Source organism: Deinococcus sp. Arct2-2 (assembly GCF_004801315.1).
Taxonomy (GTDB): Bacteria; Deinococcota; Deinococci; order Deinococcales; family Deinococcaceae; genus Deinococcus.
This window is the reverse complement of sequence record NZ_SSNW01000006.1, coordinates 22,922-38,250: the sequence shown is the minus strand read 5'-3', so window position 1 is coordinate 38,250 and position 15,329 is coordinate 22,922. Positions and strand designations below refer to the sequence as shown.

Annotated in this window: 17 protein-coding genes and 1 tRNA gene; 8 read left to right on the top strand and 10 right to left on the bottom strand. The window is 61.3% G+C overall.

Going from position 1 to position 15,329, the window contains the following annotated elements:
• Positions 1-104 precede the first annotated feature (104 nt).
• Together lipB and lipA are read left to right on the top strand one after the other, a co-directional pair.
• The gene (lipB, locus tag E7T06_RS04430) at positions 105-848 is read left to right on the top strand and encodes a lipoyl(octanoyl) transferase LipB (protein WP_136364703.1); all 744 of its coding nucleotides are present in this window, start codon (positions 105-107) and stop codon (positions 846-848) included.
• Positions 845-1,846 (top strand): lipoyl synthase, encoded by a 1,002-nt coding sequence (gene lipA / locus E7T06_RS04425; RefSeq protein WP_136364626.1) that lies wholly within the window; start codon positions 845-847, stop codon positions 1,844-1,846. Before lipB ends, lipA begins: the two co-directional genes overlap by 4 nt.
• Positions 1,847-2,045: 199 nt before the next feature.
• On the opposite strand, the gene E7T06_RS04420 is transcribed toward lipA, so the two are convergent.
• Both E7T06_RS04420 and E7T06_RS04415 read right to left on the bottom strand, forming a co-directional pair.
• Positions 2,046-2,122: transfer RNA gene (locus E7T06_RS04420), tRNA-Ile, on the bottom strand.
• Positions 2,123-2,255: 133 nt separating this feature from the next.
• Complete coding sequence (locus tag E7T06_RS04415; RefSeq protein ID WP_136364625.1) at positions 2,256-3,386, bottom strand: deoxyguanosinetriphosphate triphosphohydrolase; 1,131 nt, start codon at positions 3,384-3,386, stop codon at positions 2,256-2,258.
• Between the two features lie 99 nt (positions 3,387-3,485).
• Between E7T06_RS04415 and E7T06_RS04410 the strand changes: the two genes are divergently transcribed.
• Together E7T06_RS04410 and ribF are read left to right on the top strand one after the other, a co-directional pair.
• Complete coding sequence (locus tag E7T06_RS04410) at positions 3,486-4,007, top strand: NUDIX hydrolase (RefSeq protein ID WP_136364624.1); 522 nt, start codon at positions 3,486-3,488, stop codon at positions 4,005-4,007.
• Entirely contained in the window at positions 4,004-4,900 is an 897-nt protein-coding gene (ribF, locus tag E7T06_RS04405; RefSeq protein ID WP_136364623.1) for a riboflavin biosynthesis protein RibF, read from the top strand. Before E7T06_RS04410 ends, ribF begins: the two co-directional genes overlap by 4 nt.
• 80 nt (positions 4,901-4,980) lie before the next feature.
• Here ribF and E7T06_RS04400 read toward each other — a convergent pair whose 3' ends face one another.
• Together E7T06_RS04400 and E7T06_RS04395 are read right to left on the bottom strand one after the other, a co-directional pair.
• Positions 4,981-5,547, bottom strand: a complete 567-nt coding sequence (locus E7T06_RS04400; RefSeq protein ID WP_136364622.1) for a YIP1 family protein — start codon at positions 5,545-5,547, stop codon at positions 4,981-4,983.
• A gap of 187 nt (positions 5,548-5,734) precedes the next feature.
• A complete protein-coding gene (locus E7T06_RS04395) occupies positions 5,735-6,388 on the bottom strand; it encodes a TetR/AcrR family transcriptional regulator (RefSeq protein WP_136364621.1) in 654 nt (217 codons plus the stop codon).
• A 130-nt stretch (positions 6,389-6,518) separates the two neighbouring features.
• Between E7T06_RS04395 and E7T06_RS04390 the strand changes: the two genes are divergently transcribed.
• Together E7T06_RS04390 and era are read left to right on the top strand one after the other, a co-directional pair.
• Positions 6,519-7,364 carry an SDR family oxidoreductase gene (locus tag E7T06_RS04390; protein WP_136364620.1) on the top strand — a complete coding sequence of 282 codons (846 nt, stop codon included), beginning with the start codon at positions 6,519-6,521 and terminating at the stop codon, positions 7,362-7,364.
• Between the two features lie 315 nt (positions 7,365-7,679).
• Entirely contained in the window at positions 7,680-8,648 is a 969-nt protein-coding gene (era, locus tag E7T06_RS04385; RefSeq protein ID WP_240740842.1) for a GTPase Era, read from the top strand.
• Between the two features lie 324 nt (positions 8,649-8,972).
• On the opposite strand, the gene E7T06_RS04375 is transcribed toward era, so the two are convergent.
• Positions 8,973-9,401 (bottom strand): hypothetical protein, encoded by a 429-nt coding sequence (locus E7T06_RS04375; protein WP_136364619.1) that lies wholly within the window; start codon positions 9,399-9,401, stop codon positions 8,973-8,975.
• 171 nt (positions 9,402-9,572) lie between these two features.
• Between E7T06_RS04375 and E7T06_RS04370 the strand changes: the two genes are divergently transcribed.
• The gene (locus tag E7T06_RS04370; protein WP_136364618.1) at positions 9,573-10,211 is read left to right on the top strand and encodes an SDR family NAD(P)-dependent oxidoreductase; all 639 of its coding nucleotides are present in this window, start codon (positions 9,573-9,575) and stop codon (positions 10,209-10,211) included.
• A gap of 88 nt (positions 10,212-10,299) precedes the next feature.
• On the opposite strand, the gene E7T06_RS04365 is transcribed toward E7T06_RS04370, so the two are convergent.
• The 5 genes from E7T06_RS04365 to E7T06_RS04345 form a co-directional block, all read right to left on the bottom strand.
• The gene (locus E7T06_RS04365; protein WP_136364617.1) at positions 10,300-10,776 is read right to left on the bottom strand and encodes a Nudix hydrolase; all 477 of its coding nucleotides are present in this window, start codon (positions 10,774-10,776) and stop codon (positions 10,300-10,302) included.
• 74 nt (positions 10,777-10,850) lie between these two features.
• A complete protein-coding gene (locus E7T06_RS04360) occupies positions 10,851-11,381 on the bottom strand; it encodes a YfiT family bacillithiol transferase (RefSeq protein WP_136364616.1) in 531 nt (176 codons plus the stop codon).
• Complete coding sequence (locus tag E7T06_RS04355; protein WP_136364615.1) at positions 11,378-12,133, bottom strand: hypothetical protein; 756 nt, start codon at positions 12,131-12,133, stop codon at positions 11,378-11,380. Before E7T06_RS04355 ends, E7T06_RS04360 begins: the two co-directional genes overlap by 4 nt.
• 83 nt (positions 12,134-12,216) lie before the next feature.
• A complete protein-coding gene (locus E7T06_RS04350) occupies positions 12,217-12,579 on the bottom strand; it encodes a nucleotide pyrophosphohydrolase (RefSeq protein WP_240740841.1) in 363 nt (120 codons plus the stop codon).
• A 128-nt stretch (positions 12,580-12,707) separates the two neighbouring features.
• Positions 12,708-13,199, bottom strand: coding sequence for a DUF4384 domain-containing protein (locus E7T06_RS04345; protein WP_136364613.1), 492 nt, complete (start codon positions 13,197-13,199; stop codon positions 12,708-12,710).
• Between the two features lie 190 nt (positions 13,200-13,389).
• Between E7T06_RS04345 and ftsH the strand changes: the two genes are divergently transcribed.
• A complete protein-coding gene (ftsH, locus tag E7T06_RS04340) occupies positions 13,390-15,327 on the top strand; it encodes an ATP-dependent zinc metalloprotease FtsH (RefSeq protein WP_240740840.1) in 1,938 nt (645 codons plus the stop codon).
• Positions 15,328-15,329 lie beyond the last annotated feature (2 nt).

Here is a 15,329-nt window from a genome sequence, read left to right as displayed (position 1 = left end):
ACGCAAATACAGCCCCTTCACACCTTGGGCAGTGGCGCTGTGGGCGTACAATTCTGGATGTGAACGCTTTAGCGGGACAACTTGAAGCTGCTGGGCAAGCGAATATGGGCGCGTTTGACGTGCTTGATTTGGGCGTGATGCTGTACCGGGAAGCGTGGGACTTGCAAAAGGCGCACCATGCGCGGGTGGCGGCGGGCGGGCGGCCTGCGCTGCTGCTGCTGGAGCATCCGCCTGTGCTGACGCTGGGCCGCAAAGCGCGTGAGGGCAGCAATATCGTGGTCACGCGGGAGTATCTGGCCGCGCAGGGCATAGAGGTGCTGGAGGTAGAGCGCGGCGGCGACGTGACCTATCACGGCCCCGGCCAACTGGTGGCCTACGCGATTTTTCCGGTGGGGCGGCGGGTTGCAGACTTTTTGCGCCTGCTGGAAGGCGCCACCCTGCACGCCCTGACCGCGCTCGGTCTGCCCGACGCCCGCCCCAATCCCGGTTACGCGGGCGTGTACGTGAATCCGCGTGAAGTGAACGGCCTGAGCTACGAGCAAAAAATCTGTTCTTTTGGCGTGGCGGTGCAGAAGAATGTGGCGTTGCACGGGCTGGGCCTGAACGTGACCACCAACTTGCAACACTTCGACCTGATCGTGCCGTGTGGCCTGAGTGGCACCCACATGACCAGCGTGCAGCGCGAATACCAATTACGCGGCATCGAACGCACGGCCAGTATTGCCGAGGCCAAAGCCGCCCTGATCTCTGCCTTCCACACCACTTTTGCCGCTTACGACTGGACTTTACCGGACATTCCAACTGCTTCTCCAACTCTCAACCAACCCCTACAGGGAGCCAACGCATGACGCACGAACCAAGCAACCCAGCCGCCCCCGAACCCAAATTCATCAAAAACGGCATCTACCGCAAAGACAGCGTGCCTGTGCGCGACAAGAAACCCGACTGGCTGAAGGTGACCATTCCCACCGGGCAGGTGTTCGGGGAAGTGCGGAAAATCGTGAAGGAACACCGCCTGCACACGGTCTGCGAGGAAGCGATGTGCCCCAACATCGGCGAATGCTGGAGCCGGGGCACGGCCACCTTCATGCTGATGGGCCATATTTGCACCCGCGCTTGCCGCTTTTGCGCGGTAGACACGGGCAATCCGATGGGCAAACTGGACTTGGACGAACCCGCTGGCGTGGCCGACTCTGTGCGCCTGATGGGATTGAAATACGTGGTGCTGACCAGCGTTGACCGCGACGATTTGCCCGACGGCGGCGCGTATCACTTTGCCAAAACCGTGCAGGCCATCAAGCGCGTGAATCCCGAAACCCGTGTGGAAGCCCTGACGCCCGACTTTGGCGGCAACACCCACTGCGTTGATCTGGTGCTGGAGAGCGGCGTGGATACCTACGCCCAGAACATCGAAACGGTGCGCCGCCTGACCCACCCGGTGCGCGATATTCGGGCCAGCTATGACCAGACGCTGGCGGTGCTGGCCCATGCCAAAGCGGCCCGCCCCGATGTGATCACCAAAACCAGCATCATGCTGGGACTGGGCGAAACCAGAGAGGAAATCAGCGAGGCGATGCGCGACTGCCGCGCCGCCGGGGTAGACGTGCTGACGTTCGGGCAATATCTGCGCCCCACCATGCACCATTTGCCTGTGGTGCGCTACGTGTCGCCCGCCGAATTCGACGACATCCGCGAGGAAGGCATGAAGTTGGGCTTCCTAGAAATCGTGTCGGGGCCGCTGGTTCGCAGCAGCTACAAAGCCGAGCAGATCGTGATGGACAAGCCCGGCAACTTGCCCGAGCATCTGGCCCATTTGGAAGGCGGCGAGCAACTGAGCTTGATTTGAGGGCAGGAAATACAAAGCCAGAACACAATGCCGGAGTGGGTAGAAGCTCCGGCGTTGTGCTGCCGGGTGGAGGTGTGCGGTGCAGACAAGCTGCCGAGCTGGTGACCCTACGCTTCCGCCACCATCCAGCCGAATGTATACTCGAAGCCCTACAGTACAAACAACAAAAAACCCCGCCTAGGACGGGGAATTTCTCTCTTGGTGCGGATGCCCAGACTTGAACTGGGGACCTCACGCTTATCAGGCGTGCGCTCTAACCAACTGAGCTACACCCGCGCACCGACTGCATTCGATCAACACAGTTAACCAACATTAAAGCAGCATTCTCACGCTGCGCCCCCGTTCTGGCGGGCGGGGATCAATGTATCAGGGGCGGGGCGGAGTGTCAACGGGCAAGGCGGCCCCAGACTCAGGGCGGCGTGATCAGGCCGTGCATTTCCAGCGCGTAGCGGTCTGTCATTCCGGCCACGAAGTCGCACACAGCGCGGGGCAAGCCCTCGGCCTCGGCACGGGCACGGACGGTGGGGGGCAGCATAGACGGGCGGGCCAGAAAAGCCCGGAACATCGTTTCCAGCACCCGCGTGGCCTGCTCCACTTGCAGTTCGACTCTCCAGTGTCGGTACAGGTTCCCGCGCAGAAAAGTGGCCGTGCCGCGCAGCAGCTCACGCATAGCAGGGCTGTAGATGATCAGGCCTGCGGGATGTTGGCGGGCGGCCTGCGCCGTCGCAACCCCGCTGGCGGCAATCGCCGCGTCGCTGGACTCGGTCAGGTCAGAAATCAGCCAGCCCAGTAGCTCGCGGTGCAGGGTGCGGCGGTCTCGCTCGGTCAGGTCGGGGGCGGCGGTAGGCACGCGGGCCAAGAGTTCGTTCCAGAGCGGCAATTCGGCCAGTTGAGCGGGCGTGATCAGGCCACTTCGCAGGCCGTCATCCAAGTCGTGGGCGGTATAGGCCAGCGCGTCGGCGGCGTCTACCAACTGGGCTTCCAGACTGGGCCTCTCCAATCCGGCGCGGTCATGCTTGTTCAGGCCGTCCAGCGTTTCATGGGTCAGGTTCAGGCCGGGGAAGTCGGCGTAGCGGTCTTCCAGCAGGGTCACGATTCGGCGGGCCTGCGCGTTGTGGTCAAAGCCGCCGTCATTCGGGCCGCCGTGTTCGGTCATCAGGGCGTTCAGTACTCGTTCGCCCGCATGTCCGAAGGGTGGGTGGCCCAAATCGTGCGCCAAGGCCAACGTTTCGGCCAGCGTTTCGTTGAGGCCCAAGGTCAGCGCCACCGAGCGGGCCACTTGCCCCACTTCCAGCGTGTGCGTCAGGCGGGTGCGGTAATGGTCGCCCTGTGCGTTTTGGGCGTTCAGAAACACCTGCGTTTTGGCCTCCAGCCGCCGAAAAGCAGTGGTGTGCAGCACGCGGTCACGGTCTTTTTGAAACGCCGTGCGGGTCGTGCTTTCGGCTTCCGGGTAGGCCCGCCCCTGCGAATCGGCGCTGAAGGTCGCGTAGGGCGCGAGGGTGGCCGCCTCTCGCGCCTCCAACTGCTGGCGGGTCAACATGCGGCGATTCTGGCAGATGGCGCGGCAGCGGGGGCCAAAACGCCAAGAAACCGTAACGCTGCCTGCTTCCCCGGTCTGCCGCTCTGCCAGAATGCAGCCATGAGCGATTCGCAGGCAGGCGGCACACAGGTCATCTATGACGGGCGGATTTTGCGTCTGGAACTGCAAGAAGGCAAATGGGAAGTGATCCGGCATGCCGCTGCGGTGTCTATTTTGGCCCTGAACGACGCGGGCGAAATGCTGCTGGTGCGTCAGCTTAGGCGGGCCGTGAATGCGCACACGGTAGAAGCCCCGGCAGGGCTGATCGACGAGGGCGAAACGCCGGAGCAGGCCGCCCGCCGCGAACTTCAGGAAGAAGCGGGCCTAGACGCCGAGATGACGCTGCTGACACAGTTCTACTCCAGCCCCGGCTTTTGCGACGAACTGCTGTACGTGTTTGCCGCCCGCAACCTGCGCGACTCCCGCCTACCGATGGACGACGACGAGGAGATAGAAGTGCTGTGGATGCGCCCACAAGCTGTACTGGACGGCCTGCGTGACGGCACGCTGGTGGGCAGCGCGGCCACGATCACGGCGGCCCTGTTTGGCGTGCAACTGCTGGCGGCAGGTGCGGCGCAGTGAAGACCTTCATTTCCCCCGGTCAGCGCCCCGACACCGAAACGGTAGTCGCCATCGGCAGCTTCGACGGTATTCACTTGGGCCACCAAGCCCTGATTGCCCAACTGAAGGCCAAAGCACGGGAACACCGCGTACCCAGCGTGGTGTATACCTTCGACCCACCGACCCGCGTGCTGACTCAGGGCGTGGAATTCCTGTCGACTCTGCCCGAAAAGTTGGAATTGTTGGCCCGCTACGGCGTGGACGAAACGGTGGCTGTGCCGTTTACCGCCGAATTTGCCGCCCGCCCTAAAGACGCATTTTTGGGTGATCTGCGGCTACTGCGGCCCCGCACAGTCGTCGTGGGCGAAGACTTCCATTTTGGGCGTGGGCGGGCAGGCAGCGCGGCAGACTTGGCCGAAGTTGCGCCGGAAGTAGTGATCGTGCCAATTCATGGGCTGGGCGGCGAGGACATTAAAAGTACGCGCATTCGGGAATACCTGAAAACAGGCGACGTAGACGGCGCACGTCGCTTGCTGGGCCGCCATTACGACGCACAGGGCGTGGTGGTTCACGGCGATCAGTTGGGCCGCACCATCGGCTGGCCGACTGCCAACATCAGCGTTCCAGACGGCAAAGCGCTGCCGATGGGCGTCTTCGCGGTAGTGGCGATTGGCGATCACGGGCGCTGGCACGGCATGGCAAACGTGGGCTTCCGGCCTACAGTCAACGGCACCACCCGCCGCTTCGAAGTGCATCTGTTCGACTACGAGGGTGACTTGTACGGCCAAGAGTTGCACATCAAGTTCTTCGCCCACCTGCGTGGAGAACAAAAATTCAGCGGTCTGGACGCCCTGAAAGCCCAGTTGCAGCAAGACGCAGCCAATGCACGGGCGGCGTTGGTGGGCGTGAAGTAGCAAAAGCAGGGGCCAAAGCATAGAACTTTGGCCCCTGCTCTTATAGTTGTCGTTCAGACTTACCGGAATCTGCTGGAAGGTTAAAGCAGGATACCGATCACGATGGCTCCAACAATCCAATAGGCCAAGCCCGACAAAACTAGCGTCACGGCGGCTTGGGTTTGGTCACGCAAATTCATGCTGGACTGCACCGCCAAAAAGCCGAAAAAGACCATTGCAACAGAAATGATGAGGCCCGCGATCCAACCCAGAATAGGAATGATGCCAATCAGGGTTCCGACGATACTGAGCGGCACGAAGAACAGCGCGAAGGTATAGGCGACTTCGGAGGGCGTGCCTGTGCCTTTAAACAAATGCTTGCCGATCAGGTAGACGGCGGCCACAAAGATAGCGAACTGAACAGGAATGGCAATCAGGCGGCTAAAGAACTGAGAGAACAGGTTGAGATCGTGCAGCGGGGCGAAGATTCCGGCGATAATGCCTGAAACCAATGCCGCCAAAACGACGTAAATGGCCGCTTGCGTCATGCCGCCGCGACGCTCGTACAGTTCGAAGGTGTTGGGGCTAGGGCGCGTCAGCACCGCCATACTCTGAGGAATCATTTGGGCAACGGTGTCTGTGGGGGCCGAGGGTGCGGGTTGACTCATGCCACACAGTACGCTGCCAGTGTCAAAGAAGTTTCAGAGCAAGCTTGACACTTGGTCAATCTTTGCAGTGGATGAAGCCTGTTGAGAAATCGGACGGAAGAAAAACTTTGGGCGATGGGCCGTGAAGCATGAAACTCGGTTCGACAACATGAGGGGGGCAGTCATGTCTCAGGCCACAACCCAGAGCTTAGGGTTGGTTCTGGCACATGCCCGTATACAGCGCCGTCAGGGCTTCTTGCAAGGCGAGGCCAAATTGTACGCACAACGGCTGCAACTCTGGGTCTTGCAAGGCGGCCTGTACGGCGGGCGCAGGGTCAGACATCGGATACAGGCCCGCCACCAACGCCTGTGTGTAGGTCAGGAGTTGCAAGCTGGCACCGGGGGGCAGACCGGGTAGCGCACCCTCCAAGAGTGGCGCAAGCGGCTGCAACTGCCCCAGCAACCATCCCTTATGGGCACTGGCGCGGTCTTGGCTGATATTGCGCTCCAGCAGGCCCGCCAAGTGTGGAATCAGGCGCGTGAGGGCGGCGTGTTCGGCCAGCAGGGTACAGACCAGCGCCGCGAGACTGGCTGGGGTGTGCGTGCCGCCTAACCGCAGATGCCGCGTCAGAGCGTGCAGCCACGCGCCCAACACTTCCTCGTACAGCGCGAGAAACAGCGTTTCTTTGGTGGGAAAATAGCCGTACAGCGCAGGCTTGGTGAGGCCCACGCGCCCCGCGACGGCTTGCAGCGTCACGTCTTCATAGCGGTGCGTCTGCCACAGCGTCAGCGTTTGATGCAGGATATCGGCCCGCCGCGCTTCTTTAGCGCTGTCGGATCGGGCGCGAGCAAGAGTAACCACGGGTTAATTAGAAACGAGATATCAGAAGAAGTCAAGGCAAATCTTCATACGGGAGTGACTTGACAGACTTACCCGGAGTTAGTAAAGTCTGACTTACCGGGGGTCACTCAGACTGCCCACAGGAGATGACATGACCCAGACCCCACAGACACAGGCCCATGCAGACCAGTTCCAACGCAACCAACCCGCCACCGCACTGATCACGGGCGCAAGCGGCGGCATAGGCGAGGCCATTGCGCGGCAACTGGCAGCACGCGGCGCACACCTGATTCTGGTGGCCCGCAGCGAGGGCAAAATGCAGGCGCTGGCGCAGGAATTGAGCGCCAAGCACGGCATTCAGGCCGCCGTGATCGCGCTTGATCTGACCCGCCCCGACGCTGGCGAAGTGCTGGAACGCGAAGTGGCGGCCCGCAACCTGACTGTAGACATTCTGGTCAACAACGCTGGATTCGGCGGCTTCAGCGAATTTTGGACGCAGGACTCAGGCGAGATCAGCCGGATGGTGGCCGTAAACATTGCCGCCTTGACCGACCTCACACGCCGTTTTCTGCCCGACATGGTGGCGCGGGGGCGCGGGCGCGTGCTGAATGTGGCCTCCACCGCCGCCTTCCTACCGGGGCCGCTGATGGCGGTCTACTACGCTTCTAAAGCTTACGTGCTGAGTTTCAGCGAGGGCGTGAACGAGGAGTTGCGCGGCACAGGCGTCAGCGTGACCGCCCTGTGCCCCGGCCCAGTGGAAACGGGCTTTCAGGACACGGCCAAGTTGGGTGAAAGCAAACTCCTGAGCGGCGTCGCTCGGCTCAGCATTCTGAGTGCCGAAGAAGTTGCCAAACAAGGGGTGAATGCCATGCTGCGCGGTCAGGCGGTGCTGATCGCGGGCGGCTTCAACCGCAGCCAAACGCTGTTGCCGCGCCTATTGCCCCGCGCTGCAGTGGCCCGCCTGATGGCGCGGGTGCAGGCGCGGAAGGAAGGGTAAGGGTGCTTTGTCTAAGGGTCTAGGGTCTAAGGACAGGTCAAAGGCAATCGCTGGCGCTCACTCACCCCCTCTGCTTCGCAGCTCTGCGATTCCCAACCTCCCCCCTCAAGGGAGAGGGAGCAAACCCCAACTTCTTGCCCTTAGCCCTCGCCCCCTGTGGGAGAGGGGCGCTGTGAAACAGCGGGGTGAGGGGGCGTCCGAGCGGCAAACCCGCCCCACCCCCTTAGACCCTAGACCCTTAGACTGCCCCCCTCCAACCCAGCCCCTCCCTGCCCCAATGAACACTTGCCCCAGCAGGCGCGTGCGACAATGGAAATGATGACGGATTCAGCTTCCAGCCCAGATCACCTCCGCAACACCTCCGATAACAGCCCCAAACAGGGCAAGGCCCCGCAGACCCATTCCGGGTTCGTGGCGATTGTCGGCAAACCCAACGTGGGCAAAAGCACGCTGATGAACTCCTTTTTGGGCACCAAAGTCGCCCCCACCAGCCCCCGCCCGCAAACAACGCGGCGCGGCGTGCGCGGCATTCATTCTTCGGGCAACCGCCAACTGGTGTTCGTAGATACGCCGGGACTGCACAAGCCCAAAGACGCACTCGGCAAGTACATGAACCATGAGGTTCACAGCGCGCTGGCCGATGTGGACGCCGTAATTTGGGTAGTCGACCTGCGCCACCCGCCCACCGATGAAGACCAGTTGGTGGCCCGGCAGGTGCGGGAACTCCCCAAACCGCTGTTTCTGGTAGGCAACAAAACCGACGTGGCCAAGTACCCCGAAGAGGCCATGAAGTTATACCGGGCGCTGCTGGAAGGCCGCACCCACGACACCAGCGAAACGGTGCTCAGCGCCCAAAACAACCCGCAAGCAGTGGCGACCCTGCGCGAGCAACTGCTGGATATCTTGCCCGAAAACCCCTTCTTCTATCCTCTCGGCGCGGCCAGCGACCAAACCCGCGAAATGTGGGCCGCCGAAATCATCCGCGAAGAAGCCATGAAAAAGTTGCGCGACGAGTTGCCCTACGCGGTTGCCACCCGCGTCAACAGTTGGACGGAGCGCGAAGACGGTCTGCAACGCATCGAAGGCGAAATCGTAGTGGAAAAGAACGCCCACAAGGGCATGGTGATCGGCGCAGGCGGCAAGCAACTGCGCGAAATCGGTCAGGCGGCCCGCAAGCAATTGGAAGTGTTCCTAAGCCGCAAAGTCTTTTTGGGCCTAGAAGTCATCGTGATTCCCGGCTGGCGCGAGGATGTAGAAGCCCTGCGCGAACTCGGCTACGAGTAAGGTCATTCTGTTCGGATGAGCCGCGCCCGGTTTGTCGCCAAGGCCATTCCCGGCGAAGGCTGGCGCGTCTGAAACCGCAAAACAGAGCGTTGGTGGGGAGAACTCTGCAAGGACTATCCCGCCACGCTCTTGGCTGAACTGAATGGCGCGAAACGTTCACCCGAACTGGTCACTCTGATCAACAGGAACCGTAAGCCCCGAAAGTAAACTTAAATTAAATACCACTCCCCCCGCCCACAGCCGTTGCTGGAGCGGGGGGAGTTTTTAATCTGCAGGACGGCGATTTCTGCCCATCAACACGTCAGGTCAAGACACAGCGTGAGCTTACTTCTTGACCACCGTACACCACGCCAAAATTACGTCGGCCTCGCCCTGAAACCACGTTCCAGCGACCCACATCTTCGGCGTGGTCAGGACAAACTGCTCGTATGCGCCGCCGTCCGAGGTCTCGCCCACGTCAAGAGTCTTGTACTTGAAGTCTTTGGGAATCGCTTTGTTCAGGGCGGCGGCGATAGTAGCGGGCTTACCTTCCCAAAACAGCAGCTCGTGGTACTGGCATTTACCGTTCAGGCTGGCGGCGGTCTCGTCTAGCACCTCAACCATTTCTTCCGAAAAGTCGTCATCGGTCAGTTCGAGTGCGCCTTTGGGCAGTTGAAAGCCGGTGAGGTTGGATTTGGTGACAAAATCAGTGGCAAGAGCAGAGGGCATCAGCAGAATAGAGCAGGCGATTAAAAAGCCTAATTTATTTCTCATGTCTGTTAGTGTGCTGCCCTCAATTCCGTTCCACAATGGAGGGGGGTGCAAGGGGCGTTAGTATGAAAAATTAAGCTTTTAGCGCCTCAAATCACCATCTGAACGGAGCTAACCCGCTTTTGCATCCCCGCATACGGCGCACCTGCCCCCGCCTGTGCTGCACTGCGGCCCATGACCACACTGATTATCGGGGCAACGGGCGGGATTGGCGCGGCGATGGCGCGGGCAATGGCAGGCACAGATTCACTGATCTTGGCCGGGCGCGACGAGGCCAAACTCTCTGCTGTTGTTGCCGAAACGGGGGCCAAATCGCAGCGGGTAGACGTGGGCTTTGAAAGTCATGTGCGCTCGCTGCTGGACGGCGTGGAGAGCCTAGACACCGTGATCTATGCGGCGGGCGCGGCCATGCCTCAACCCCTTGCAGACTTGGACGCCGCGCAGGTTCGGGCCGTGTGGAACGCCAACTATTTTGGGGCCATCTGGACACTGAAATATGCGTTGCCCAAGCTGGCGGAAGGCGGGCGCATGTACCTGATCGGCGCACGGCCAGAACTGGTGACGGCCAAAGGGTTTTCTCAGTACGCTGCCAGCAAAGCCGCGTTGGCGCAGGCCGTGACCATTGCCCGCCTAGAATTGCCGCGTGGCACGCAAAAGGCGCTGACGCTGGTGCTGCCACCCGCCGTAGATACGCCGCTGTGGACGCAAGTGGGCCGCGTGCCGCGTGGAGCCATTAGCGCCGAGGCCGTAGCGCAGGCCATTGCCGCCGACAGAGCGGGGGCGGCGCAGGGGGAACTGCGGGTAGAGGGGTAAATCTGGGTTGTGGAGTGTGGGACGTAGGAAAGGCGTGGTGGCCGAGAAAACTGCGCTTTAAGCAAGGCTAGAAGTTTAAACTTCTATCCTAAGCCAGAGCCTCAGCCCGCTTCCACTCGGTAAAGGCGGCGTCTATAAACAGCTTGGTGTAGTGCATCCGCAGTTGGCGAGCGGCGTAGAGGGCTTCCACCTCCGCACGGGAGAAGTACCGCGCTTCCTGCACCTCGGCTGCAAATTCGGGCTGGGGCGCGGGGGCAAGCGTTGGCCCGATCACTTCTGCCAGCCACGCAAATCGCAGGATCAATACGCCGTCAGGCATCTTGCCCAGCAACGTGTCCAACAATTTAATTGGCCGCACACGCAGCCCTGTTTCCTCCCACGCCTCGCGCATGGCGGCGTCTTGGGGGTTTTCGCCCTTCTCTACCCCGCCCGCCGGAATGTGCCACAGGTCGCGGCTACCGGGTTTGCCCTCCTGCACCAACAGCACCGCGCCCGCTGCATTGATAACCACCACGCCCGCCGAACGTAGCGTGACCGGAATGTGCAGGGTTTCGTCGTACTGCATGCTAGCGCGGTAAGGCGAAGCTTACTGGCTCCCCATTTGTTCTACGGAGAGTCGGGAACGGGAGCCAGTCCATCCTATTTTCCGATCAACTTTAGGTGAGCCATGTGGTGTCGGCCATGCCACGCGTACATGGCGGCCAGCGTATCCAGCGTGTAGGTGCGGCCTTGCGCGGGGTGCGTCCATTGGCGTGCCCAGTCTGCCTCGGTCACGCCGTCCAGTACGGCCACGATCCGGGCATGCAGCGAATCCAAGAGCTTCAGGCTCACTTCTACGGGCAGGCGCGAGTCGGGCAATTCGGCCCAGAGGTGTTCCGCGTAGGGCTTAATGATCGGGTTGAGTTCGGTCAGGGCCAATTTCACGCGCACAAACGCATTGAGATGACTGTCGCCCAGATGATGCACCACTTGCCGCGCCGTCCAGCCGCCTTCTCGGTAGGGCGTATCAAGCCTCGATTCCCCCAACTCGGCCACCGCCGCACGCAATTCGGCGGGCAGGGCGCGAATGGCGGCCACAGCGTCGGCCCGCTCTGCTGGCGTGAGGGAGAGTGGGGTGGGCATGAGGCCGGTGGGGTAACGGCGGTCGGGTGCAGCGTCGGTTTGGGTCATGGTTCACGCATCCAAGGGGCATCTTCGGGAGGGCGGGTGAGGTCTAACAACACGTTCAGGCTTTGCTTGGCCCGCGCAGGCTCATAAGGCCGGGTCGCGTCCGGGCAATTGTCACACTGCGGGCTGGTGAATTCCAGCATTCTCAGCAGATTGGGTTTGGCAGTGTCAAACCACAGGGTGCGCCTGCTGCTGGTAGACAATCTGCCCGGCGTGCTTTTGTCGGCATAAGTCGGCCCTAGGTTCACGAGGGTTTTGAAACTACCATCCACAAACCGCATGATCTCTGCGTTGTTCCAAAAGTACCCCTGAGTCGGCCCCTGCCAAATCTTCGCTAGCACGGCATTCAGGCGACTTCCCCCCAGAGCGGGCAGCACCGCCACATCATCTGCAAATCCAGCCTTAAAGTAGACGGGCGTCTGACCCTTCAGAATTAGGGCGTCTCCGGCCAATCGCTGACGGTACAGATTGGAGGCGGTGTCGGTGTAGCAGTTGGACACCAGATAAAAGGTTTGGTTTTGGTCTGCCGTAAACCGCCCAGACCCACGAAACAGGACTTGGAAATCAGGGCAGACGGTCAGGCCCCGCGCCAAATACAGATCGATCAGGGCACGGCGTTCGGGCGGGCTGACTGAGGGCGGAGGGGGTTCAAGGCTGGCGTCGTGGATCAAGCGGGGAGCCGCTGCCGCTGCGCTGGCAAGGGCCAACACGCCGACAACACCTACACCCACAAGCTGCGTCAGAAAACGGGCCATAAGGTACTGTACGCCATTCCCCTAACTTGCGGAACGGACTATGCCGCCCAAAAACCGGGGCAACAAGAGACGCGAATATGAGGCTATGTCGCAGAATTGGACTCAGCCGTCTCGACTTTCCGTGTCCAGCGCTCCGCGTCCCGCGTTTCCACTTTGGTCATCATGCGCTCGAAACCGCGCTCTAGGCTCAGGCCGCGTTCGTTCGCCATACAGATCATGACGAACAGCAGGTCGGCCAATTCTAGTTCTAGGTCGCCCACGTCTTCCCCCGGCTTGGGCGTTTTGCCGTTCTGGTGGGCAATGACACGCGCAATCTCGCCTGTTTCTTCGGTCAGGCGGGCCAGCATCAGCAGCGGCGGAAAATAGCCCTCCTTAAACTGGGAAATATAAGCGTCTACGCGGGCGCGGGCAGCCTCGAAGGTGAGGGCGGGAGCAGCATCGGTCATAGGGGCAGAGTACGAAAAAACCAGCCGCATGGGGCGACTGGCTTTGAGACGGTGAGTGGTCAGTGGGAAGGTCAAAAGATTGGGCGATATTGAATGCTGCGCTTTTCCCACTCACCACTTCCCGCTTTTTAGCGCACGTACAAGTAGGTTTCTTGCACGTCCCGGTCGGCGGGCGCGTAGTTGTTCAGGTACTCTTCGCTGGCACGGTTCCAACGGTTGCCGTCGTATACGCCGCCCAGCACGAGGTCGGTGGTGGGGCGCACGCGGGTAAACAGCACGCGCACACGCTGGAGGCCGCGAGGAGCCGCCACATTGTAGGTCGCGTTGTCACTCGCGCGGGGAAAGGTAGTCGTTCCGGCCTGCACGTAGGCGTCGCGCACGAGTGCATTGGCCGCGCCGTTGGGGTTCAGGGCCAGCAGGGTCACGTATCCGGCGGTGCGGGTGGTCACGCTGAGGCGCAGGGCTTCACCGATCACGTAATTTCCGCCCTCGCCCCGGTCTGGGCGCACGTTGGTAATCAGGTTGCTGCTGCTTCCACTCAGGCCCAAGTTGGGGCGGACGTTGACGGTACAAGCACTCAGGGTCAAGCTGAGTGCGCCAAGCACAAGGAGGCTACGCATAGAGGCAGTCTACCCGCCGAGCCTGACAGAAATCTGAGTCTGACCAAGATGTCAGCTCTGAAAACCCAGACAAATGGGTCAGGTTGATGGGGGGGGTCATGTTATTCAGAGGGGGCAAGCGCTGTAGGCGGCGGCCAGCAATGGTCAGCTTTCATAGGATATGGGCGCGGGAGGGGGCGTAGCATAGGCTATGGCTCCCGCCCGATTTGCCCGCGCCCAGTTTGCCCGCGCCCAATTTAGACTGGCGCGGTTGTTTCCGCCGCTGCATTCGCGGCGAGCAATCTTGACCCTGCTCCTGCTGTCCGCCCCGCTTGCGGCCTCTGCCCAAACCGCAGACCAAGCCTTGCCTCCTGTCAGCCCTGCTCCAGCCCAGAACACGGGCGGCTACTCTACCAACCGCTTTTTTGAAGACCTGAAGGCAGGCCGGGTCGCGCAGGTCACGCTGGACGGCGCGGGTAATGCCAGCGTCACATTTATCAGCGCGTCGCGGCCCCGTTCGGTGGTGGTGCCGCCCGACGCCGGAACCCTGAACCGCATTCGGGCAGCGGGCGTGCCCCTGCGCGTTACGGCGGGTGGGTCGGCCTTTGGCTGGATCGGGCAAGTGCTGCCCCTGATCCTGACTGGGCTGATTTTGCTGGTGCTGTGGCGCTCTTTGCGGGGCGCTCAGGGCGGAGGCAATGCTGCGAGTCAATTTGGGAAATCGAAGGCGGCGGTGATCGCGGAGGGCCAGATCAAACAGACCTTTGCCGATGTGGCCGGATGCGACGAAGCCAAGCAAGACCTGCAAGAAGTCGTCGAATTCCTGCGCCACCCCGAGCGCTACCACCAACTCGGCGCACGGATTCCCCACGGCGTCCTCTTGGTTGGCCCCCCCGGCAGCGGTAAGACACTTTTAGCTAAAGCTGTCGCAGGAGAAGCCAAAGTGCCCTATTACTCCATCTCCGGTTCCGACTTCGTGGAAATGTTCGTCGGTGTCGGGGCAGCCCGTGTCCGTGACCTGTTCGAACAAGCCAGAAAGAGTGCGCCCTGCATCGTGTTCATCGATGAAATCGACGCAGTGGGCCGTAAACGGGGTGTGAGCTTGCAAGGTGGGAATGACGAACGCGAACAAACCTTGAATCAACTCCTCGTCGAAATGGACGGGTTCGGCAGTGGACAAGAAGTGATCATTCTGGCGGCGACGAACAGACCCGATGTCTTGGATGCCGCTCTGCTCAGACCCGGACGCTTTGACCGTCAAGTTGTCGTGGATGCGCCGGATGTGCGGGGGCGGGAAATGGTGTTGCGGATTCATGCCCGCAAAAAGCCACTGGATGCCAGCGTGGATTTAGCTCTGGTCGCCAGAAGAACCGCAGGCATGGTGGGAGCCGATCTTGAAAACCTGCTCAACGAAGCAGCACTCCTCGCCGCACGGGAAGGACGGACGCGGATTACGGGGCGGGATGTGGATGAAGCGCGTGACCGGGTGCTGATGGGGCCGGAACGCCGCAGCCTCGTGGTCAGAGAGGCAGACCGTAAAGTGACCGCCTACCACGAAGTCGGGCATGCGTTGGCCGCTCAACTGCTCCCACATGCCAACCGGGTCGCCAAACTCACCGTCGTCCCGCGTGGTCGTGCGGCGGGCTACATGATGCCCGACGCCGATGACCGCCTGCACGTCACTCGCCCCGCACTGGAAGACATGATTGCGGTAGCTTTGGCAGGCCGCGCCGCCGAAGAAGTGATTTACGGTGAAGTGACGACTGGGGCACAAAACGACTTTCAGCAGGCCACCAATATTGCCCGCAAAATGGTCACGGAATGGGGCATGTCGGCCCGGATCGGCAAAGTGGCCCTCGCCTCCGATGACGGCAACTTTTTGGGCGGCGGCTCTCAGGCCATGCCCATCAGCGAAGCCACCGCCTTTGCCGTAGACGAAGAAGTCCGCGCTCTGATCGACACGGCTTACGCCCGCGTGCTGGACTTGGTGCAGGAGCATCTGGCAGGCATTCACGACATCGTGACGGTGCTTATTCGGCGCGAAACCCTCAGCGGCGAGGAATTCAGCACGCTCTTGGCGGGAGGCACGCTGGATGATCTGCCCACGCCTCCACCATTGGCGGGCGGCGGCTCTCCCCTACCTGCTTAAAC